Source organism: Sporosarcina sp. FSL K6-3457, assembly GCF_038007285.1.
In the GTDB taxonomy this organism is placed as follows: Bacteria; Bacillota; Bacilli; order Bacillales_A; family Planococcaceae; genus Sporosarcina.
Genome location: NZ_JBBOWX010000001.1, coordinates 108,363 through 128,812 on the forward strand (window position 1 = coordinate 108,363; position 20,450 = coordinate 128,812).

Annotated in this window: 17 protein-coding genes; 12 read left to right on the forward strand and 5 right to left on the reverse strand. The window is 40.1% G+C overall.

Annotated features, from left to right (window positions below):
• Positions 1 to 312: 312 nt before the first annotated feature.
• The 3 genes from pgeF to N1I80_RS00530 form a co-directional block, all read right to left on the reverse strand.
• Positions 313 to 1,077, reverse strand: coding sequence for a peptidoglycan editing factor PgeF (gene pgeF / locus N1I80_RS00520; protein ID WP_340736036.1), 765 nt, complete (start codon positions 1,075 to 1,077; stop codon positions 313 to 315).
• Between the two features lie 4 nt (positions 1,078 to 1,081).
• Positions 1,082 to 4,156, reverse strand: a complete 3,075-nt coding sequence (locus N1I80_RS00525; RefSeq protein WP_340736037.1) for an ATP-binding protein — start codon at positions 4,154 to 4,156, stop codon at positions 1,082 to 1,084.
• 99 nt (positions 4,157 to 4,255) lie between these two features.
• Positions 4,256 to 4,837: a TetR/AcrR family transcriptional regulator gene (locus N1I80_RS00530; protein ID WP_340736038.1), complete on the reverse strand. Its 582-nt coding sequence runs from the start codon at positions 4,835 to 4,837 to the stop codon at positions 4,256 to 4,258.
• Positions 4,838 to 5,026: 189 nt separating this feature from the next.
• Between N1I80_RS00530 and N1I80_RS00535 the strand changes: the two genes are divergently transcribed.
• The 3 genes from N1I80_RS00535 to N1I80_RS00545 all read left to right on the forward strand — a co-directional run bounded on the left by N1I80_RS00535 (position 5,027) and on the right by N1I80_RS00545 (position 7,545).
• The gene (locus N1I80_RS00535) at positions 5,027 to 5,785 is read left to right on the forward strand and encodes an SDR family oxidoreductase (RefSeq protein ID WP_340736039.1); all 759 of its coding nucleotides are present in this window, start codon (positions 5,027 to 5,029) and stop codon (positions 5,783 to 5,785) included.
• A gap of 211 nt (positions 5,786 to 5,996) precedes the next feature.
• A complete protein-coding gene (locus tag N1I80_RS00540) occupies positions 5,997 to 6,665 on the forward strand; it encodes a DUF559 domain-containing protein (RefSeq protein WP_340736040.1) in 669 nt (222 codons plus the stop codon).
• Positions 6,658 to 7,545 carry a virulence RhuM family protein gene (locus N1I80_RS00545; RefSeq protein ID WP_340736041.1) on the forward strand — a complete coding sequence of 296 codons (888 nt, stop codon included), beginning with the start codon at positions 6,658 to 6,660 and terminating at the stop codon, positions 7,543 to 7,545. Before N1I80_RS00540 ends, N1I80_RS00545 begins: the two co-directional genes overlap by 8 nt.
• Before the next feature lie 164 nt (positions 7,546 to 7,709).
• Here N1I80_RS00545 and N1I80_RS00550 read toward each other — a convergent pair whose 3' ends face one another.
• The gene (locus tag N1I80_RS00550) at positions 7,710 to 8,516 is read right to left on the reverse strand and encodes a YitT family protein (RefSeq protein WP_340736042.1); all 807 of its coding nucleotides are present in this window, start codon (positions 8,514 to 8,516) and stop codon (positions 7,710 to 7,712) included.
• Between the two features lie 421 nt (positions 8,517 to 8,937).
• Here N1I80_RS00550 and hprK point away from each other — a divergent pair, with 421 nt between their 5' ends.
• The gene (hprK, locus tag N1I80_RS00555; protein ID WP_340736043.1) at positions 8,938 to 9,858 is read left to right on the forward strand and encodes an HPr(Ser) kinase/phosphatase; all 921 of its coding nucleotides are present in this window, start codon (positions 8,938 to 8,940) and stop codon (positions 9,856 to 9,858) included.
• A 52-nt stretch (positions 9,859 to 9,910) separates the two neighbouring features.
• Here hprK and N1I80_RS00560 read toward each other — a convergent pair whose 3' ends face one another.
• Positions 9,911 to 10,690, reverse strand: coding sequence for a Cof-type HAD-IIB family hydrolase (locus N1I80_RS00560; protein ID WP_340736044.1), 780 nt, complete (start codon positions 10,688 to 10,690; stop codon positions 9,911 to 9,913).
• A gap of 202 nt (positions 10,691 to 10,892) precedes the next feature.
• Between N1I80_RS00560 and N1I80_RS00565 the strand changes: the two genes are divergently transcribed.
• From N1I80_RS00565 to N1I80_RS00600, 8 genes are all read left to right on the forward strand, one after another.
• On the forward strand, positions 10,893 to 11,876 hold the full coding sequence (locus N1I80_RS00565; protein WP_340736045.1) for a thiamine pyrophosphate-dependent dehydrogenase E1 component subunit alpha: 984 nt from the start codon (positions 10,893 to 10,895) through the stop codon (positions 11,874 to 11,876).
• A gap of 20 nt (positions 11,877 to 11,896) precedes the next feature.
• Positions 11,897 to 12,886 carry an alpha-ketoacid dehydrogenase subunit beta gene (locus N1I80_RS00570; protein WP_340736046.1) on the forward strand — a complete coding sequence of 330 codons (990 nt, stop codon included), beginning with the start codon at positions 11,897 to 11,899 and terminating at the stop codon, positions 12,884 to 12,886.
• An 18-nt stretch (positions 12,887 to 12,904) separates the two neighbouring features.
• Positions 12,905 to 14,242 carry a dihydrolipoamide acetyltransferase family protein gene (locus N1I80_RS00575; RefSeq protein WP_340736047.1) on the forward strand — a complete coding sequence of 446 codons (1,338 nt, stop codon included), beginning with the start codon at positions 12,905 to 12,907 and terminating at the stop codon, positions 14,240 to 14,242.
• 13 nt (positions 14,243 to 14,255) lie between these two features.
• The gene (lpdA, locus tag N1I80_RS00580) at positions 14,256 to 15,644 is read left to right on the forward strand and encodes a dihydrolipoyl dehydrogenase (protein ID WP_340736048.1); all 1,389 of its coding nucleotides are present in this window, start codon (positions 14,256 to 14,258) and stop codon (positions 15,642 to 15,644) included.
• A 40-nt stretch (positions 15,645 to 15,684) separates the two neighbouring features.
• Positions 15,685 to 16,638: a sugar-binding transcriptional regulator gene (locus tag N1I80_RS00585; RefSeq protein ID WP_340736049.1), complete on the forward strand. Its 954-nt coding sequence runs from the start codon at positions 15,685 to 15,687 to the stop codon at positions 16,636 to 16,638.
• 129 nt (positions 16,639 to 16,767) lie between these two features.
• Complete coding sequence (locus N1I80_RS00590) at positions 16,768 to 17,712, forward strand: sugar-binding transcriptional regulator (RefSeq protein WP_340736050.1); 945 nt, start codon at positions 16,768 to 16,770, stop codon at positions 17,710 to 17,712.
• Positions 17,713 to 17,870: 158 nt separating this feature from the next.
• The gene (locus tag N1I80_RS00595; RefSeq protein WP_340736051.1) at positions 17,871 to 19,952 is read left to right on the forward strand and encodes a BglG family transcription antiterminator; all 2,082 of its coding nucleotides are present in this window, start codon (positions 17,871 to 17,873) and stop codon (positions 19,950 to 19,952) included.
• Complete coding sequence (locus N1I80_RS00600; protein WP_340736052.1) at positions 19,945 to 20,424, forward strand: PTS sugar transporter subunit IIA; 480 nt, start codon at positions 19,945 to 19,947, stop codon at positions 20,422 to 20,424. The genes N1I80_RS00595 and N1I80_RS00600 overlap by 8 nt, the downstream gene beginning before the upstream one ends.
• Positions 20,425 to 20,450 lie beyond the last annotated feature (26 nt).

The following is a 20,450-nucleotide window of genomic DNA, read 5'->3' on the forward strand; positions in this document are numbered from 1 at the left end:
AAAATATGAAAATCGTTTTCATCTCAACTACATTAGTCTTCACAATAAAAGACTTTGAAAGGAATATCAACCAATATTTTTAATATTTCGAAATATAAATAAAATGAACTAGATAAGATGTCTTATCCAGTTGGAAAGTGAGACTTATTACGCTTTTTGATATAGACAAAAGAACTATTGTGGAATTTGATATTACGTATTGTATAATTTATATTCCTCTGTGCGTAAGTTTTCCCGAATAACACAATAAAAGCACATCGGCAGGCAATGTGCTTTTGGTGGGGATAGGCCGCTTATGAAATGGGGTGCATCTTAATCACTTTTCCTCGTAATAAACGCCAAATGTCTCCCGCTTTTTTTATTTTCTCGATAAGAAAAACCATTTTGATTTATAAATGTGCAAGTCTGATCAATCATAATCTGTTCAGCCGAAATTCCAGCTAGTTCACATTGTCTTCTCACGGTTAGCTGATTATCAATGTGATACTTGTCAGTGTCCTTGTTGTGATACATGAAATCCTCGGCATAACCAAGGCTCTTGAATTTTACATAGACATCCTCATCCACTTCAAACTTTTCCTGGCTCAATGCCGCGCCAATCTGGACGTGGAAATCACTAGGCTTACATTGTTCGACTTGTATTAAATGCTCAAAAAGCTTCAGGGTAACCTCTTTGACGGTGCCTTGCCATCCTGAGTGAATGACGCCAATGAGATTCTGTGTTTCATTGTAGAAAATTACTGGCACACAATCGGCAGTGAAGCTACATAATACGAGATTGGGTTCATAGGTATAGAGAGCATCTGTATCGGCGATGGCAGTGTCCATTTGCCTTGCGCCTTGTCCTTTGTTTTCTAGCGTTACGCGATGGAAATGATCACTATGGGTTTGATTGGCACAGACGAAATCGCTGAGCTCACATTGCAAGAATGTAGCTAGTTTTTTACGATTTTCCACAATGTGATTAGGGTTTTCGCAGGCGTGAAGCGCCATATTGTTGTGTTCAAGTTCTGCTTCATCTTTCATAGTCATTCCTGCGATGAACTTGTCGGTGTTGACGTATGTGTTTGTTGTCATATCATTACCTGCCTTTAGGAATTCGAAACGTCACAGTCGTTCCTTTGTTAGGTACACTCGTAATATCTAATCCTTGTCCATAAAGCTTTTTTAAACGGCGGTTTGTATTTGCTACACCAATGCTACCGGTTGTACTAGGGCTATCACCCAAGATTGCTTGTAATTTTTCTTGTTCCATTCCTACACCATCATCGACGATGGCTATTTCAGTGTGCATTTTTTTATCTTGTATCTGGATCCGAATGATCCCTCCTTCTATACGTTTAAGAACGCCATGTCTAACGGCGTTTTCGATAATAGGTTGAATAGACAATGGAGGGATTTTTACATTTACTGTATCATCTATTTCCCACTCAATTTGCAGTCGTTCGCCAAATCGTTCTTGTTCAATAAACAAATAAGAACGGGTAAGGTTTAATTCATCATCTAAAGGAACAAGGGCCTGTGTATTATTTACGTTGAAGCTTCTTTGTAAATAATTTCCGAATTCGTTTAGTAGCTCAATCATTCGTCCAGTATCTATTGTGGCTAGAGAAGCAATGGTGTTCAAAGTGTTAAATAAAAAGTGTGGCTGTATTTGTGCTTGGAGCCAAGCAGCTTCCATGCGAAGTTGCTCATGAATCGATTGTTTTAAATTGGTTAACGCCTTCACGCGGGATTTTAGCTCCGATGCATCCGTTGGCTTTGCAACATAATCGTTTGCCCCCGAAAGAAACCCCGTGTAAATATCCTCGAGTTGGTTGCGGGCGGTGAGCAGTAAAATAGGCAATTCAGAAATTGTAAATTGCTGACGGATGGTTTGTGTTAATTCGTAGCCTGACATAGTAGGCATCATGACATCAGAGATGACTAAATCCCATTCGCCAGTATCAATCAGCATTAATGCTTGTTGTCCACTTGTTGCTGTAATGACTTCATACTCTAAAGCTAACATCGTTTTTAAAATTCTTAGGTTAACAGGATCATCATCTACAACTAATATTCTCGCCTTGTTTTCATTTATTTCGGATGTGGCAGGCTCAGTAATAGCTAATGAATCGATCTTTTCTTCAGTATGAATGGTAGTCGCGACCTCTAACTTGTTTTCTATTTCATCTATGGTGACGTTGGCTAATGGGAGTGTAAATGAAAAAATAGTCCCCTTACCAAGAGTCGATGCTACGGAAATTTCCCCGCCATGCAATTCTACTAGCTGTTTACAAATGGCAAGTCCTAATCCAATGCCGCCTCCCATAGATGTTATGCTGGCATCATCTTGTGTATATCGTTGAAAAATCTTTTGCTGCGTTACCTCGTTTATACCAATACCTGTGTCCTTAATATAAATAGTTGCAACACCGTTTTTGTGAGAAGCATCTACTGTCACAGATCCTTCATGCGTAAATTTCACCGCGTTGTGAAGTATATTGAATAAAATCTGAATGATCCTACTCTCATCAGCGTGTACCATAGGGAAAAGAGCTGGAATTTTTAAATGTAGCTGCAGATTTTTTCCTTCTGTCATAAAGTGAATCATATCGATTACCCCAGTAGTAATCGCATGTAGGTTTATATTTTCCTTATGTAGACGAATTTTCTGCTCCTGTAATCGTGTAATATCAAGAAGGTCGTTAAGGGTAAATGACATCTGCTTACCTAAATGAACAAGTAGTTTCAAATTATCCTTGTTTTTCGTTGTTAAAGACTCCGTTTCATCATGTAAAACGGCTTCTGTAATATTAATTATTCCGTGAAGCGGGTTGCGTAATTCATGAGAGGTATTCGCTAAAAAATCATCCTTCATCTTATCAGCTTTTTGAAGTTCCTTCGTTTGTCGGATATTTAAATGAACGACACGCGTATGTCGTTTAAATAGAAAGCCAGCAAAAGCAGCTATTGCAATTAAATAATCAAACGGATAATAAGGGATTTCTAACATATTTGCATTGATGGCAATACCCCATAAAATATTAAATAAATTAACAATATTAGCAAGCAATATATAAATTGCATCCGTGTTTCCCTTTTTAATAATTCTTAGAACCTGGACAAAAATATATGAATACGAAAAGGCATTTAACAGCATGATACAGTACCCGACATATACGGTGTATTCAAACGGAACAATCAAGAGGGAAAGAGTCGATGTTCCATAGACAATAAATAGTAATCGAAAAATAGGACTTTTTAAATGAAAGACATGCCTAATAAACTTGAGAATGAAATAAACTGTTCCAGCGAAAGAAAAATAGATAAGTTTAAGGGACCATATGGCGTCGATTGGTAATAAATTAACTAATAGTTTATCTTCATCTACTAATATGGAAAAAGAAGCGAAAATAAGTAAAAGACCAAAATAAATGAGTTCTTTTTGAAGTTTATTTTTGCTCATAAAATATAAACCGAAGGCATACAGGCTATGTACGACTAGGATAATCGCTACTAATAATTGCAAGATTTTTGATAAGTCTACTTCCTTGTTTATCGCTTTGTCCGTTCCTAACTTAATAGATTTCGTAATACCTCCCTCATGAGCATTGTCATAGTTCGCTACATGAATGGTCATGTCGATTTCTTTACGATCTGTATCGAAAAAAGCTTTGTATGTACCCAATTTACTTTTATATTGCTGGGCAGATTCTGCAGGCTGCCCTACCTTGGTAATTAGCTTGCCATCCACATAGACACTAGCAGCTGACGAAATGTCTTTAATACGTATGCCATAATACTGGTCATTACGAGTAGGAAGTAAGATTTTCACTCGGTATGTACCATAATGAACCGACGTATCATCATTTGTGAATGAGCCCCATTTTCCTGGTAAAGTAATATAATCTTGTTTGAAATCAGTTTCTAAAATGGATCCTGATAGAGGCTTTAACAGCTGATTCGGATAAAATGCCCACTCTCCATCAAGTGTGATCGTTTGATTTTCGCTAAATTCCCAATCCCTCAAATCAATTACTCCACCTTCTACCTTTGGATGGTTGGGTGTTTTATGATAGATGATCCAGCCAATTCGAAAAGTGGTCAATACAAGAAACACTAGGCTAATCAGTAGGAAAATCTTTCTCTTGCTCATAGGGTTATTATCGACCATGATTGATTTCAGTCCTTTACTAGAAAGTAAATGTGAAAAGACCGGGTGCCTGCTCCGTTTTATACTTTTTACACCTGTATTCTATAATATCGAAAACGTTCAATTGTCAAAGTTACGCTGAACAATCACTAGTAATTGTTCGGCCATATAATCGGATGTATAGAGGAATTCGCTGTCAATCCATTCGACAATCATTCCCCAGACGGCGTGTGCTTGATAGCTAGCTAATATATTGACATTTATGTTTGGATTCAAAGGAGCGCGAGATAAGTCTTGAGAGAATAGTTGTGTTAATGTATCACATATTCGATTCTGCAAGCCTGTTAATATGTTTGACTTGCCGAATAAGGTATAGAAATTGGCGTAGGTTGCTACGTGTTTGAATATTTTAATGGCTGACGCGGTTAATTGGCTGACATCAAAGTTTTCAAGATTTTCATAAGGGGCGCGGTACGACTCGGTTAAGTCTTTCATGACATCATCAATTATTTCTTCCAACAGCTCTTCTTTGTATTGAAAATGCTTATAAAATGTACCTCGATTCAGATCGGCAAGTCGCACAATATCGGTTATGGAAATTTTCTTGAAATCTTTTGTTTGCATTAAGGTTAGAAGTGCTTCTTTCAACGCGGCTTTGGATTTTCGGATTCTTCTATCCACATTGGTCAATTGGTCGGACATCACTGTCACCTTCTTTTTTATAATAAATAGACAAAACCTTATCAAACTGTCTACTAATGAACGATTGACTCGTTCTTTGCTGATTGAATGTAGCAGTTAAAATTGATTATACTATAGATGAAAGATATTCAACATCTGTTCACTAACGTAGTTGTGAAAGCGTACACAAATTGACGAGGAGGAAGTAAAATGAAACTTCAAGACAAAGTTGCAGTCGTAACAGGAGCCGGTTCTGGTATGGGGAAAGCAATTGCGATTCTTTATGCGCAACAGGGAGCGAAAGTGGTTGTATCCGACATTAACGGTGAATCGGCTAATGCATTGGTAGAAGAAATTAAACTAGGCGGTGGAGAAGCAATGACGGTTGTTGCGAATGTCGCGAAAGAAGAGGACATTCAAAACTTAATAGACATAACTGTCAGTGCGTATGGCACAGTGGATGTGTTGGTGAATAACGCAGGCATTATGGACAATTTCGAACCTGCAGGAGAAATTGAAGATGACAAATGGGAGCGGATTTTTGCGATTAACACAACAAGTGTGATGCGTTCAACCCGTAAAGTGTTGCCAATCTTCTTGGCAAAAGAACAAGGTGTCATTATTAATATTGCTTCTGCAGGCGGATTATACGGAGCTCGTGCTGGTGGAGCTTACACGGCTTCTAAGCATGCGGTTGTTGGCTTTACAAAAAATACTGGCTTTATGTACGCGAAGAATGGTATTCGATGTAATGCGATTGCACCAGGCGCAGTTGAAACGAATATCAGCTCTTCAATGACAGGCGTTAGTGAATTCGGTATGGGTCGTATTCAACCAGGACTTGCGATTAACCCAGGCTTAGGGAAACCTGAGGATATTGCGAAGGTCGCGCTGTTCCTAGCCTCGGATGATTCAAGCTTTGTCAATGGTACGGTTATCACTGCAGATGCGGGATGGACTGCTTATTAATAGATAAGAAAAATAGTCAGGCACCCGATTTGAGACAACATTGAGTTGTTTTAAATCGGGTGTTTTTTGTGGATTAGGTTGTGCGAAAATGGATGGAAGAGAAGTCGGTTAACATTTGATATAATTTAATTAGAGATAAAGGTGAACGGGTAATTCTATGTGGAGGTAGTTGATTGTCTAGTGAGAGTAGAATATAACGAGGGGTGAGGAAATGGAAAGTAAAACGAATATGCTGATGTATCAAACTGAGGAGGGCCAAACAAAAATCAATGTTAGGCTTGAAGATGAAACGGTCTGGATGACGCAAAAGGCCATTGCAGAGCTATTTCAAACGACACCGCAGAATATTACACTTCATATAAAAGATTTGCTGAGCCAACTATCAGAGGAGAACGACTACACAAGATGCTTTAGAATTACTAGGCAAGAGGGGTTACGAACAATTAATAGGGAAATACTTCACTATCATTTGGATGTAGTTATTAACATCGCTATGAAGGGTCATAGGATTGTAGAAATAAATCATTTTCTAGAGTATTTATCGAGGAAAGGTATTGTTTCAAGAATACTTCCTGTTGTTTTAAGTAAAGAGAAAAATTTTGAAGAGCTATTGATAGGTTCATTAAATGGAATTGTAGATGTTGAAACTCAATTTCATGTAGGCAATTACTTTGTTGATTTTTATTTACCAAAAGAAAAGTTAGTAGTTGAATTTGATGAAAATCATCATGAAAAAAGAGATAAACTAGATAAAATTCGACAGAAATTTATTGAAAATGAAATCAATGTCCAATTTATTCGTGTGGAAGAAGGAAAGGAAATACAAGGTTTGAATCAAGTGTTAAGACATATTTTTAAGGGAGGTTCTTTGCGTGGATAGTCTATCAACTATGCTGATGTATCAAACTGAAGAGGGTCAAACAAAAATCAATGTTAGGCTCGAAGGTGAAACAGTTTGGATGACGCAAAGGGCGATTGCAGAGCTATTTCAGAAGGGTGTCAATACAATTAATGAGCACATAAAAAATATATATAGCGAGAGAGAACTTGATGAGCATGCAACTATTCGGAGAAACCGAATAGTTCAAATCGAGGGGAAAAGAGAAGTCGTACGCGAAGTTTCTTTTTACAATCTCGAAATGATTCTCGCGATTGGTTATCGGGTTCGCTCACATCGAGGGACGCAGTTTAGACGGTGGGCAACGGAACGCCTGAATGAGTATTTGGTCAAAGGATTTACGATGGATGATGATCGTCTGAAAGAAGTACGGAATTTAGGACAAGATTATTTTGATGAACTGCTTGAACGAATTAAGGATATTCGTTCATCAGAAAAGAGATTTTATCTTAAAGTTACAGATATCTATGCGACGGCCATTGATTATGATAAAACGGCAACGATAACGACAGGATTTTTTGCTACGGTTCAGAATAAGCTTCACTTTGCGATTCATGGTCATACAGCAGCCGAGTTGATCGCAAATCGAGCAGATGCAACAAAAGACAATATGGGGTTAACGAGCTGGAAGGGCGAAAAAGTTTGGAAGCAGGACATTACGGTTGCCAAGAACTATTTAACTGAAAGTGAAATGAAATCTTTGAATCGAATTGTAACAATGTATCTGGACTATGCGGAAGATCAGGCTGAACGGAATCGCCCTATGTATATGAAGGATTGGGTAGACAAACTAAATGCATTTTTAACGTTCAATGAACGAGATATTCTTGAAAATGCAGGTAGTGTAGCGGGCTGTAGCTGATCAATTAGCTTCGCATGAATATGAGAAATATAATCAACATCGTCTATTGCAAAAATCATCGGATGACTTTGAAGAGTTTATCAAGAAAAAGGGATTAGATAAGTAAAAATAAGAGTCTATTTCCGAACAACCCCAAATTGTTTGGAAATAGACTCGTTTTATAGTTAATTCACATGAAACTTGCCATCAACTTCAACCGTCTCATAAATATTAATAAATGCGTCTTCGTCATACTTGCGTACAATTTTTTTCACATGCAGCGTTTCGTAACGTGTGACGACCATCATTAAAATATCTTTTTTCTCTTGTGTATAGCCCCCGTAGCCCTCTGTAATTGTAATGCCACGGTAGATGGAACCGAGTAGTTCGTTGCGGATTAGCTCGCCTTTTGTTGTGACAATTTGCATCGTTAATTTCACATGATCGGTGAAGATAGTGTCAATCATTTTACCTGTGATGTAGATCGATAACATCGTATATAATGCGAGTTCCCAGTCGAAGAAAAATCCGGATAATAGTACGATGATGCCATTCATTCCAGTCAGGAGAAGGCCGATGCTGAAAGAACTTGTACGGGAAACGATGATGGCGATGATGTCCAAGCCGCCGGAAGTTCCCGAATACTTAAGAATAAGGCCAACACCAAGACCGCCAATGCCACCACCGAAAACCGTAGACAGCATGATATTATCTGTCACTGCAACGACAGGTATTACGTATAGGAAGGCTGAAAGTGACACGACACAAACCATCGTGTTGATGGTGATTGTTTTACCTAGTTTGTAGTAGCCAAGAATAAGCAAAGGGATGTTGAGTACAAGATTCAATAGCCCTGTATTAAAGGGTGTGAGTAACCCAAGTAAGATGGCAATTCCACTGATACCACTGCTTAAAATACCGAAAGGCACGAGGAAGCAGTTAAATGCAAATGCAACAATGAGCGAGCCGAGAACAACAATTAAGTTTTTCATAACTTATAAATCTCCTTTCAACCCCTCTGTAAATAAAAAAATCGACCCAAAGAAGAAAGGAGTTTGCGCTCGCGATTTTATTCATATAACGTTGGGAAACCGACAAAGACTTTTGTGGTTAGATGTTAATTTAGCAGAGAAAAATGGGTGTGTCAATCTATGCTTTTGGTGGTATATAAAAAGTAAGGATAATGCGTTGAAGTGTTGCAAGAGTTGAATTATTATGTGTAATCGAATAGTTGGAATCTGGCACAGATTTTTCTTTTTAGATTGTGCTATTTAGCGTTTTATTCTTATAAGATTTGTTTCGGACTTACTTGGAGGTTGCCTCACGCTATAAATGGATATTATTTGATATACTGATGCTATCTATTTGTTATGAAAGCTTGAACGTATTAATGGAGAAGAATAGAGGGATGTCATGAGGACAATTACGATTAAAGAGATTAGCCAAAAATTTTCGTTGGAAGTGTTGAGCGGACAGGACCAATTGCAGCGCGTGATAAAAAGAATAAGAGTCCGTCGTCCAGGTTTGGAGTTTATGGATAAATTCGAGTTCATGGGAAAGGAATATATTCAAGTCTTGGGTAAGAATGAAGTAAATTATTTGCATACGCTGACAGCTGAAGAACGCAAGTTACGGATTGCCAATATTATTCAATATGCTCCGCCTTGTATGATCATTACATCTCAGCAAAAAGAGCCGCTGGGCTTGATAGAGTACTGTGAGCAAGAAGAAATTCCTGTGTTACGAACCCGGGACTCCATGAGTGAGTTGGTTGCCAAGTTAGATGCATATACAGTGAAAGCGATGGCTCCAGAAATTGCGGTACACGGTGTGTGTCTCAATGTGTCGGGGATTGGAATTTTGTTGCGTGGTAAGTCGGGACTAGGTAAAAGTGAGACAGCACATACGCTGATTTGTCGCGGACATCGGCTCATCGCAGATGATATCGTCGTGCTAAAAAAACTGAGCCCCCAAACGCTTATTGGTACGCATGATGAAAAAAACAAAGAATTTCTTGCGTTACGTAGCATTGGTTTGTTAAATGTAGTGCGTCTTTATGGGCAAGCTGCTTTCCAAGAAGAAACGCGAATTGCACTGGATATTGAATTAACCGAGTGGGAAGACAATGCCTTGAATAATGAGTTGGAATTGGAGAATAAGTTTGTGGAATACATGGATGTGAAAGTTCCTTATATCCAAATTCAACTTCAGCCGGGGCGCGATATTGCGAGTCTAATTGAAGCGGCGGCGAATAACTGGTATCTTCATCAGCAAGGCTATAGTGCTGCGGAGGAATTTATCAAACGGATTGAAGAGGATATGTTGGAGGAGTAAAATAGGTCCCTCGTTCTAAAAGAGTCTTTTAGAACGAGGGACCTTCTATGATTTATTCTAGTAGACCAACCATCTTCAACCCATTCGCAATTCCATCTTCGGTTACATTGGTTGTGACATGTTTAGCCGCTTTTTTAGCTTCTTCATGTCCATCACCCATTGCAACGCTATTGGCAACGGTTTTGAGCATTTCAACATCGTTTAAACCATCGCCAAATGCATAAATATTTTCAGGGGTAATCCCTAGCCTATCGATGATTTTTTGAAGACCTTGCGCTTTGGAACCACCGGCAGGTATGATATCGACAGCGAATGGATGCCAGCGGACGAAATCGAATTCGGGAAATGCCTTTTCATATTCCTTGTCTTCGGGATCCTGGCAAAATAGTAGCGACTGATAGAGCTCACGTCCTTCGTGAAATGCTGGGTCGTGAGCTGGGAAATGGCTGATTTTTAACGATTGGATACCAGCTAAGATATGTTCGTGGTCCAGTGTGTTTGTTTTCATATCCTTGTGATCCATGTAGACAATTGGATGCTCGCGTTCAGCAGCAACGTCTGTTAGGCGAAGAAGTGCCTTATTGTCGAGCGCATTTTTATAAATAGGTTCACCTTTAAATACAACGTATTGTCCGTTATAGCTGACGAATGTATCGATACCTAGCTCTTCTAACAAGTTTTCAAACATAAATGGTGCGCGTCCTGTTGCAATCGCCACCTCATGTCCTTTCTCCTGTAATTGGAGAAGGGCTTTTTTTGTTGAAGCAGGTAGTTTTTTGTCGTGATCATATAAGGTGCCGTCTATATCGAAAAAGATTATTTTTTGGGTCATATGTTGCTCCTTTGAACTTTATTTATTGAGTATAGCTTAACAAACATCATCTACTAGAACAATTGAAATACTCAGAAGTCATTTGTATCATTCTGAAAATTTAGCTCTTTATTTGCGTGTAAAGACTTGACGAATGATTTATAAGGTTATATTATATTTACAAATGTAACATGTAAGAACAAACGTAAAGGGAGGCAATATTATGACGAACACATTAAATCTACCTGCATCGATTTCGGACGAAAAATTAAAAGATCTATATAAGGAAATGTGGTTGATTCGTTACTTTGATGAGAAAGTCGATCAGTTTTTTGCAAAAGGGCTTATTCATGGAACAACGCATCTTTGTGTAGGGCAGGAGGCTTCTGCGGCAGGTTCGATTGCAGTACTTGAGTCGAAAGATAAAATTATTAGTACGCACCGAGGACATGGGCACTGTATTTCTAAAGAAGGCGATGTCAATAAAATGATGGCTGAGCTATTTGGTCGTGAAACGGGTTATTGTAAGGGAAAAGGCGGTTCGATGCACATTGCGGATTTGGAAAAAGGCAATCTAGGTGCGAACGGTATCGTTGGTGGCGGTATTCCGCTCGCTGTAGGGGCTGCTCTGACATCGAAAATGAAAAATGAAAACTATGTTGTCCTCTGCTTTTTCGGCGATGGTGCATCGAATGAGGGGAGCTTCCACGAAGCGGTAAACCTTGCGGCAATTTGGGATTTACCAGTGGTCTTTATTTGTGAAAATAATCAGTACGGCATGTCGGGTCCGATAAAGGAAATGGCACGAGTGGAAAACATTGCAGACCGTGCACCTGCTTACGGCATTCCAGGAAAAGTTGTAGATGGTTGTGACATGATTGAAATTATGAATGTAGTGGATGAGGCAGTTGTGAATGCACGCGCTGGCAAAGGACCGACATTGGTTGAAATGAAAACATACCGATGGAAAGGCCACTCGAAAAGTGATGCGAAAAAATATCGTACACGCGAAGAGGAGAAAGAGTGGAGAGATAAAGACGGTATTAAACGTTTTAAGGATACATTGATTGAAGCGGGCGTATTTACGGAAGAACAGGCAAAGGAGTTACAAGAACAAGCGAGTTTCGAAGTGGATGAAGCGGTTAAGTTTGCAGAGGCAAGTCCAGAGCCGTCAATTGCTACATTAGAAGAAGACGTGTACGCGTAAAAACAGGAGGGGTGAAGAACATGACAAATAGAGAAATTACGTATTTAGAAGCGGTTCGAGAAGCGATGAGTCAAGAGATGCGTCAGAATGAGGACGTCTTTATTTTAGGTGAGGATATTGGTGTTTACGGTGGTGCATTTGGTGTAACGCGTGGAATGATTGAGGAATTTGGCCCAGAGCGTGTGCGCAATACACCGATTTCAGAGGCAGCAATTGCGGGAGCAGCGGTTGGGGCAGCATTAACGGGAATGCGTCCAATTTTGGAGCTACAGTTCTCAGATTTCATTACAATTGCGATGGACCAAATGGTCAACCAGGCTGCTAAAACCCGCTATATGTTTGGCGGTAAAGGAAAGGTTCCAATGGTGCTTCGTACACCGTCTGGTTCTGGGACAGGAGCAGCCGCACAGCATTCGCAAAGCTTAGAGGCCTGGATGGCGCATATCCCAGGATTGAAAGTTGTTCAACCATCAACTGCTTATGACGCAAAAGGTTTATTAAAGGCTGCAATGGATGATGATAACCCGGTTATCTTTTATGAACATAAGTTACTATATAGAACTTCTGATATCGTACCGGAGGAGCAATACTCAATTCCGTTAGGTAAAGCAGATGTGAAGCGTGAAGGAACAGATGTAACGATTGTGGCAACGGCAATTATGGTGCACAAAGCGTTAGAAGCGGCGGTTGAGCTGGAGAAAGAAGGTATTAGTGTTGAAGTCGTGGATCCTCGTACGATTGTGCCACTTGATGAGGAAACGATCATTAATTCCGTTAAAAAGACGGGTCATCTAATTGTCGTTCACGAAGCGGTAAAACGTGGCGGGATTGGTGGCGAAATTGCTAGTATGATTGCGGAAAGTGAAGCATTTGACTACTTAGATGCGCCTATTAAGCGTCTTGGTGGCCTTGCGATTCCAATTCCGTACAACCCAACACTTGAAAAAGCGGCTATTCCGCAAGTTGCTGATATTATTGCAGCGGTCAAAGAAACGGTGAAATACAAATAAGAAGGAGGGTTTTTACACATGGCAAAAGAGATATTCATGCCGAAGCTTAGTAGTACAATGGCGGTCGGTACCCTCCTTCAATGGTTTAAAAATGAAGGAGACAGTGTTGAAATCGGTGAACCTTTATTTGAGATTATGACTGACAAAATTAATATTGAAGTGGAATCTTATGATGATGGCATCTTACTGAAGAAATATTTTCAAGAAGATGATCAAATCCCGGTTAGTCAAATTATTGGCTACATTGGGGCTGAGGGTGAAGACGTTCCTGCTGAATCACCAGGGATTTCTGGTTCTGAGGAAGAAACGGAATCAACAGAAGAAAATGCGGCAACTGAAACAACTGTGTCGGTGGCCGCAAGTGCTCCTGTGCAGGACGGTGAAAAGCCGCGTGCAACGCCCGCTGCAAGAAAGCTGGCACGGACAGAAAACGTGGCATTGCATGAGATTGTGGGAAGTGGTCCCAATCAACGTGTGCACAAAAAAGATGTTGTTGGCTTTGTAGCGAGTAATGTGGATCAGACCAAAGCGACGCCACTGGCACGAAAAATTGCTGCGAGTGAGCAGGTTGATTTGTCTACTATCCAGGGAAGTGGTACCAATGGAAAAATCGTCAAAAACGATGTCATCTCTGCAAAACGTACATCAGCTTCAACAGAAGTAGAAACAGCAACGCGCAGAAAAATGTCTGGTATGCGAAAAGTCATTGCTGACCGTATGGTACAAAGCAAGCATACTGCGCCACATGTGACTATGGCTAGTGAAGTCGATATGTCCAAAGTAAAAGAATTACGCGCATCTTTGTTACCGATTGTAGAGAAACAAACGGGCTTCCGTTTGTCTTATACAGAAATTTTAATGAAAGCAACAGCTGTAGCGCTGGCTCGTCATCCGCACATCAATGTCTCGCTTGAAGGAGACGAAATCGTTCAACACAGCCATGTACATCTTGGTCTTGCTGTTGCCATTCCAGATGGCTTACTAGTACCAGTTGTCAAAGATGTACTCGCAAAAGGATTGGCGGAATTAACACAGGATGCAAAAGAGATTGGACAGCGTGCTCGAGACAACAAATTACTGCCAGAACAAATGAGAGGCTCGACATTTACGATTAGTAATGTCGGTATGTATGCAGTTGATATGTTTACTCCAGTTATTAATCAGCCAGAAAGTGCAATTTTAGGCGTTGGTCGTATGCAAGACAAGCCGGTTGCTGTAAATGGTGCGGTTGAGATACGTCCGATGATGACGCTAAGTCTATCGTTTGACCACCGTGTGATTGATGGTGCACCAGCTGCGGCATTTTTAACGGAGCTCAAAAATGTGTTAGAAAATCCATACGAGTTACTCGTATAACGAGGTGAAATCGATGACAAAACAATATGAAATCGTCGTTGTCGGCGGAGGCCCCGGGGGGTATGTGGCAGCACTTCATGCGGCAAAACTTGGCAAGAAAACAGCACTTATTGAGCCGGACTTTTTAGGTGGTACTTGCTTGAATCGTGGCTGTATCCCCTCTAAAACATTGCTAAAGCACGCGGAAATTATTGAGTCGATTGAAAAGGCAAAGGATTGGGGAATCGAAACTGGTTCCCTGACACTGTCATTTGATAAAATGAAGAAGAGAAAAGACGATGTCATTGAACGGTTACGTGGTGGAATTGCATTCTTGCTAAAACAAGGAAAAATCGATGTGTATCAGGGCTATGGCTCTGTTCAAGACAGTAGTTTGGTTGTCGTGAAAACAGCATCTACTGAAGAAACCATTGGGGCAGAGAAGATTATTGTTGCCACAGGTTCAACGCCGGCTGTTCCACCAATTCCAGGTCTGGATACTGTTCAGTTCGACACGAGTGATACGATCTTTGATATTGCAGACATTCCGAAGTCGGTTGTCATCATTGGCGGTGGTGTGATTGGTATGGAATTTGCATGTATTTTCTCTTCGTTGAAAGTTGAAGTAACGGTTGTTGAGGCGGCGGATCGGGTATTGCCGACAGAGGATGCTGATGCTGCTAAACTGTTAACAAGAGTCTTGAAGAAAAAAGGCATCAAACTTCAAACGAGTGTAAAAGTGCAATCCGTTAGTGAAGCGAATGGTATAAAAACAGTTATTTGTGTTGATTCGAAAGGGAAAGAATTCTCTGTTGAAGCGGATACGTTGCTCGTTAGTACGGGAAGAAGACCGAATGTATCAGCAACACACTCCTTAAATTTGAAGGCAAACGGTCCTTTTATTGAGGTTAATGAAAAAATGGAAACGAGTTTGGCGAACGTCTACGCAGTTGGCGATGTAATTGGCGGCTGGCAGCTTGCTCATGCAGCGAGTGCAGAGGGCGTCGTGGCAGCGAACAATGCAGCAGGTATTCCAGATACGATGGATTATAAAGTGATGCCGCGTTGCACTTATACATTACCCGAAATTGCAGGAGTTGGCCTAACAGAAGCTGAGGCCAAAAAGCAAAATATCGATGTGCGTGTTGAGAAGTTCGATTTTGCGGGCAATGGAAAAGCTCTCACATCTGGTGAGTCTGAAGGCTTTACGAAAGTAATCTATGAAGCGAAATACGGTGAAATGATTGGTGTTGTCATGGTAGGATCACATGTAACGGAAATGATTTCTGAGGCATCGGCATTTATGTATTTAGAAGGGACGGTGGAAGAGGCGGCTAAAATGGTCCATCCTCACCCAACAGTGTCCGAAACGTTTTTTGAAGCGGCTGTTAATAGTGTAGATAAGCTTCGCAAGGGGCTATGATATTCAGTAGGAATGAATTTATGTAAGGATGGGATTGGCAATGGGACAAAATGAACAGAAATTAATGGTGAGAACAGCCACCCTTTATTACCACGAAGGGTGGACGCAGGCACAAATTTCTAAAAAAATTGGCATGTCCCGGCCAATTATCTCTCGATTGCTTCAAAAAGCAAAGGACACAGGTATTGTAGAAGTGTTTATTAAGGACGAAACGGTGCATACAGTAGCGCTCGAGCAACAACTTGAGAAATTTTATGACCTTGATGAAGCGGTTGTTGTACCGACAAGTCACGCGCAGGGGCATACGATGAAAAGTGCGGTTGCCTCTGCAGCCGCTTATTATGCTGCAAAAAAAGCAAGAAATATTAGTCGTCTTGGAATCTCCTGGGGGACGACGGTGTCGGAGTTTGTAAAATCGTATCCGTATGAAAACAGGACAGATATGCACATTGTTCCTTTAGAAGGTGGAATGGGAAGGGAATCCATTGATATTCATGCGAATCATCTTGCGTATGAGCTAGCGAAAAAGATGCAGGCATCCTGTTCCTATTTATATGCGCCTGCAATTGTGGATTCAGAGGAAGTAAAGAATCATTTTATGGAGATTTCGGATATCAAGACGGTATTGCAAGAGGGTGCACAGACGGAAATGGCTATCATTGGTGTTGGTAACCCACATGAGGACTCGACACTTGAAAAAGTAGGTTATCTACAGGCGGAGGATGCTGCATCGCTGAGAGAAGCAGGCGCAGCTGGGGATGTAGGCTTTCGTTTTTTCAATGACAATGGTGAGCTAGTGGATCATCCGTTTAATGAACGGGTTGTTGGTGTTGATTTTGAACAATTGAAAGAGATTCCAACGGTGGTTGCGATTGCAGATGGTACGCATAAATTGAGAAGCTTGAGGGGCATTTTGGCGAGTCGGATTGTTGATGTGCTTGTCATTGATGAGCATTCTGCGGTACAACTTGTCAAAACAAAAACAAATGTTTAGTGTTTTCACAAATGCTCACACCTGCTAGAGGGTGTGTTTTCTTTATTGAATTGTAATTTAAATGCACTTTCTTCCAAAGGAATTGTTATAATGAAGAAAATGTCACTAGACAATAAATGAGGGATTGTTATGTTAAGTTGGGAAGAACGTCGTCAACTCGTTAAAGTTGCCAACCTATACTATGTGGAAGGCTGGACGCAACAGCAGATTGCAAAAAAAATTGGTGTTTCTCGTCCTGTCATTTCGAAAATGCTACAAAAGGCAAAAGATGTGGGAATTGTAGAGGTATACATAAAAGATGAAAACGTACATACAGTAGACTTAGAAAAAAAGCTTGAAGAAAAATTTAGGTTGCAGGATACGGTTGTAGTTCCGGCTACTGGCCTTACACCAGATATGACCAGGCGCGCAGTTGGTCAAGCGGCCGGACGTTATTTGGCCAAGCATTTAGCAAGTGACGTAGAAAGGCTTGGTATTTCTTGGGGAACGACGCTTGCAGAAGTTGTCAAAGAGTACCCTTTTGAGCGACGAGAAAATATGAGTGTGGTCCCTCTTGTCGGGGGGATGGGAACAAAAAGTGTGGAAATTCACGCTAATCATCTTGCTTATGAGCTTGCTAAAAAAATGAATGGCAAGTGTTGCTACTTATACGCGCCCGCCATTGTTGAAACGGAAGAGTTAAAAGACCGACTTGTAAAAATGGATGACATTGCCCAAGTATTAGAAGAAGGGAAGAATGTCCAAGTTGCTGTAATTGGTATCGGAAATCCGCATAAGGGATCTACGATGAAGGATATTGGTTATTTGCAAGATGCCGATATTCAAAATTTGAAAAAAGCTGGTGCTATTGGAGATATTAGCTCTCGCTTTTTTGATCAGGATGGTACGCCTATCGAGAACAATCTCAATAACCGAATTATTGGTCTGAGTCTGAAGGACTTGAGGAAAATCCCTTATGTCATTGGGGTTGTAGAAGGGGCGTATAAGGCGGAAAGTATTCTAGCTGCGCTTCAAGGCGGCTATGTGCAAACGCTAATTATTGATGAAGAGACTGCACGGGCTCTATTAAATTAAATAATAAAACGGAAATATGCCCTGAATATTCGGGCATATTTTATTTTTCTGACAGTGTCACAATTGTGTACAAAAAGCGAGCTACAAACTGGGATGAAAACGCATACATTTGTTTAGGTATCCGTGATAACATAAAAATAAGCAGGGAGGTCACAACGATGTATCTAGATGAAAGAAGCAGTTTATTGTTAAAGGATCTAATTCATAATCCAGACTTTAAAAATAAAGATCTGGAGGAAAAGTATGGTCTAAGCCGACGCCAAGTGAGCTATAGCATTGAAAAAGTCAATGGCTGGTTAACGATGAACGATTTGCCGAAGATTGAACGGACAAATAATGGTTTTTTCATAATTAGTGTAGAGTTGTTGTCATATTTTAAGGTGGACAATCAGAAGGAGCTTGTCAGACAGCAATATAATTTGTCTGAGAAAGAACGAGTACAGCTTATTTTATTATTGATTTTAAGCAAAGAGGACGCTCTGTCGCTTATTCACCTTACAAGTGCCTTGCTGGTAAGTAAGAATACAGTATTAAATGATCTGAAATTAGCACAAGCGATGCTTCACTCACATAATCTTGCTGTCAACTACTCGCGCCAGTCTGGATATGTAATGACGGGGAATGAATTGCAAAAGAGAAAATTGCTGATAGATACGATACAGATTGTTCTTGATAATGAACATGGCGAAGCAATTATCGAAAAAATAACAGGTGTTGAAAAAAAGAAACGACAAGAAGTTCAGCGATGGCTTGAGCAGATAGAAGAGCAGCTGAATTTAACATTTACTGATGAAAGGATGAAGCAACTACCCTATATTCTTACGATTATCCTTATACGAATAAAGCAGAAAGAATGCATTGAAGCTGCTTTCTCTATTCATTATGAAGAACTTTCAGATACTAAAGAATACCAAGCTGTTGAATTACTGCTATCTACCTATGGTGATATTCCAAGGGAAGAGCGGTTGTTCATAACACTGAATATTCTAGCATCTAATGTTTCAGCTTCTGAAGTATTAGCAGATAAAATTGTTCCTCAATTAATGAAAGCTGTAGAAGAAATACTAGTGTTGTTTGAACGAAATACTTGTATTGAATTAAAGGAAAAAGAGAAACTCATTCAACTCATTTTTATCCATATGAAACCGGCATATTACCGGATTAAATACCAGCTGACAACTTCAAATATGTACACAGAAAAAATTAGTACGGAATTTGGAGAACTTCATTATTTGATAAAACAGTCGCTTGAGCCGCTACAAACATTAATTGGAGAACCGATACCAGAGAGTGAAGTTGTCTATTTAACGATGTTTATCGGTGGGTGGCTTGAGCGGCAGGGAGACCATATTCATTATAAAACACGAGCTGTGGTCGTCTGCCCGAATGGATTATCTGTTTCCAAGTTGATGAAAAATAGTCTGCAAAAGATTTTTCCTGAGTTTCTCTTTTTAGATTCTTTGTCTGTGCGAGAATTTCATCATTTTAAGTTAGATTATGATCTGGTCTTTTCGCCGCATATGCTGCCAACGGAGAAAAAGGTATATATTGTCCAACAACTACCGACGGAAGAAGAAAAATTGCAACTCAGGAAACGAGTCATGCAGGAGCTATATGGCTATGCGCCCTCCGTCATCAGTGTAGAAGAAATACTTTCTATTGTTAACAAGCACCAGGGGAGAAATAATGATTCGAAGCTAAAAAAGGAATTACAGTCATTTTTGGAAATAAAGCAAGCAACGCCAACGATACGAGACTTAGGAAAGAAGGTACGACCCAATCTGACAGATTTTATCACAGAAGAGGTTATTACAATAGTTCCTGCTGTTTCGGACTGGCAAGAAGCGATACGTCTTTCTGCAGCTCCACTCATTCAAAATGGCTCTATTGAACCGGAATATGTGGAGGAAATTATTCGTGACCACAATTATGAAATCCCGTATATGGTTCTGGGAAAACAGGTATCGATTCCACATGCAAACCCTGAAAGTGGTGTGAATAAAACGGCAATGAGCTTGTTATGTATAAAAGAGGGTGTATCGTTTTCGAAACAATTTCATGTTCATCTGGTTGTGGTAATAGCTGCGAAAGAGAAGGAAAAGCATATTAGAGGGCTGTTTCAGCTATCGAAACTTGCCCTTAATGATGAAGAGGTATATGCGATTGCACAGGCAAACAGTAAGAAAAAAATCATCGATATTATGAGAACGTATGAGGAAGAGGATGAGGACGATGGATAACCGTATTACATTAAATACGCAGCTTGTGGAGTTGCAGGCAGAGCATGAATCAAATGAAGATGTTATTCGTCATCTGTTCGAAAAGCTTCATTCACTTCACTATGTGAAAGAATCTTATTTGGAAGCCGTTTTGGATAGAGAAAAGGAATATCCAACTGGATTACCGCTTACGAAAACGGGCGTAGCAATTCCGCACACTGATTCAGAGCATGTGTTGAAACCAACCATCGCCATAAGTGTATTGAACAAGCCTGTCACATTCAGTGTAATGGGTAGTCCTGAGACAAAAATTGATGTTGAAATTGTTCTCATGCTTGCGATTTCTGATCCACAAAAACAAATTTCGATGCTTCAGCGATTAATGACTGTTTTTCAGGATGAGCAAGCAATGGAACTAATTAAAAGTGCAAAAAGGGAAGAAGAAGTAGTGAATTTGTTAAATAATCAGCTCCAATTAAATGAGAGCGCTTAAATAAAATCGTTTTTAAAATAACTCTG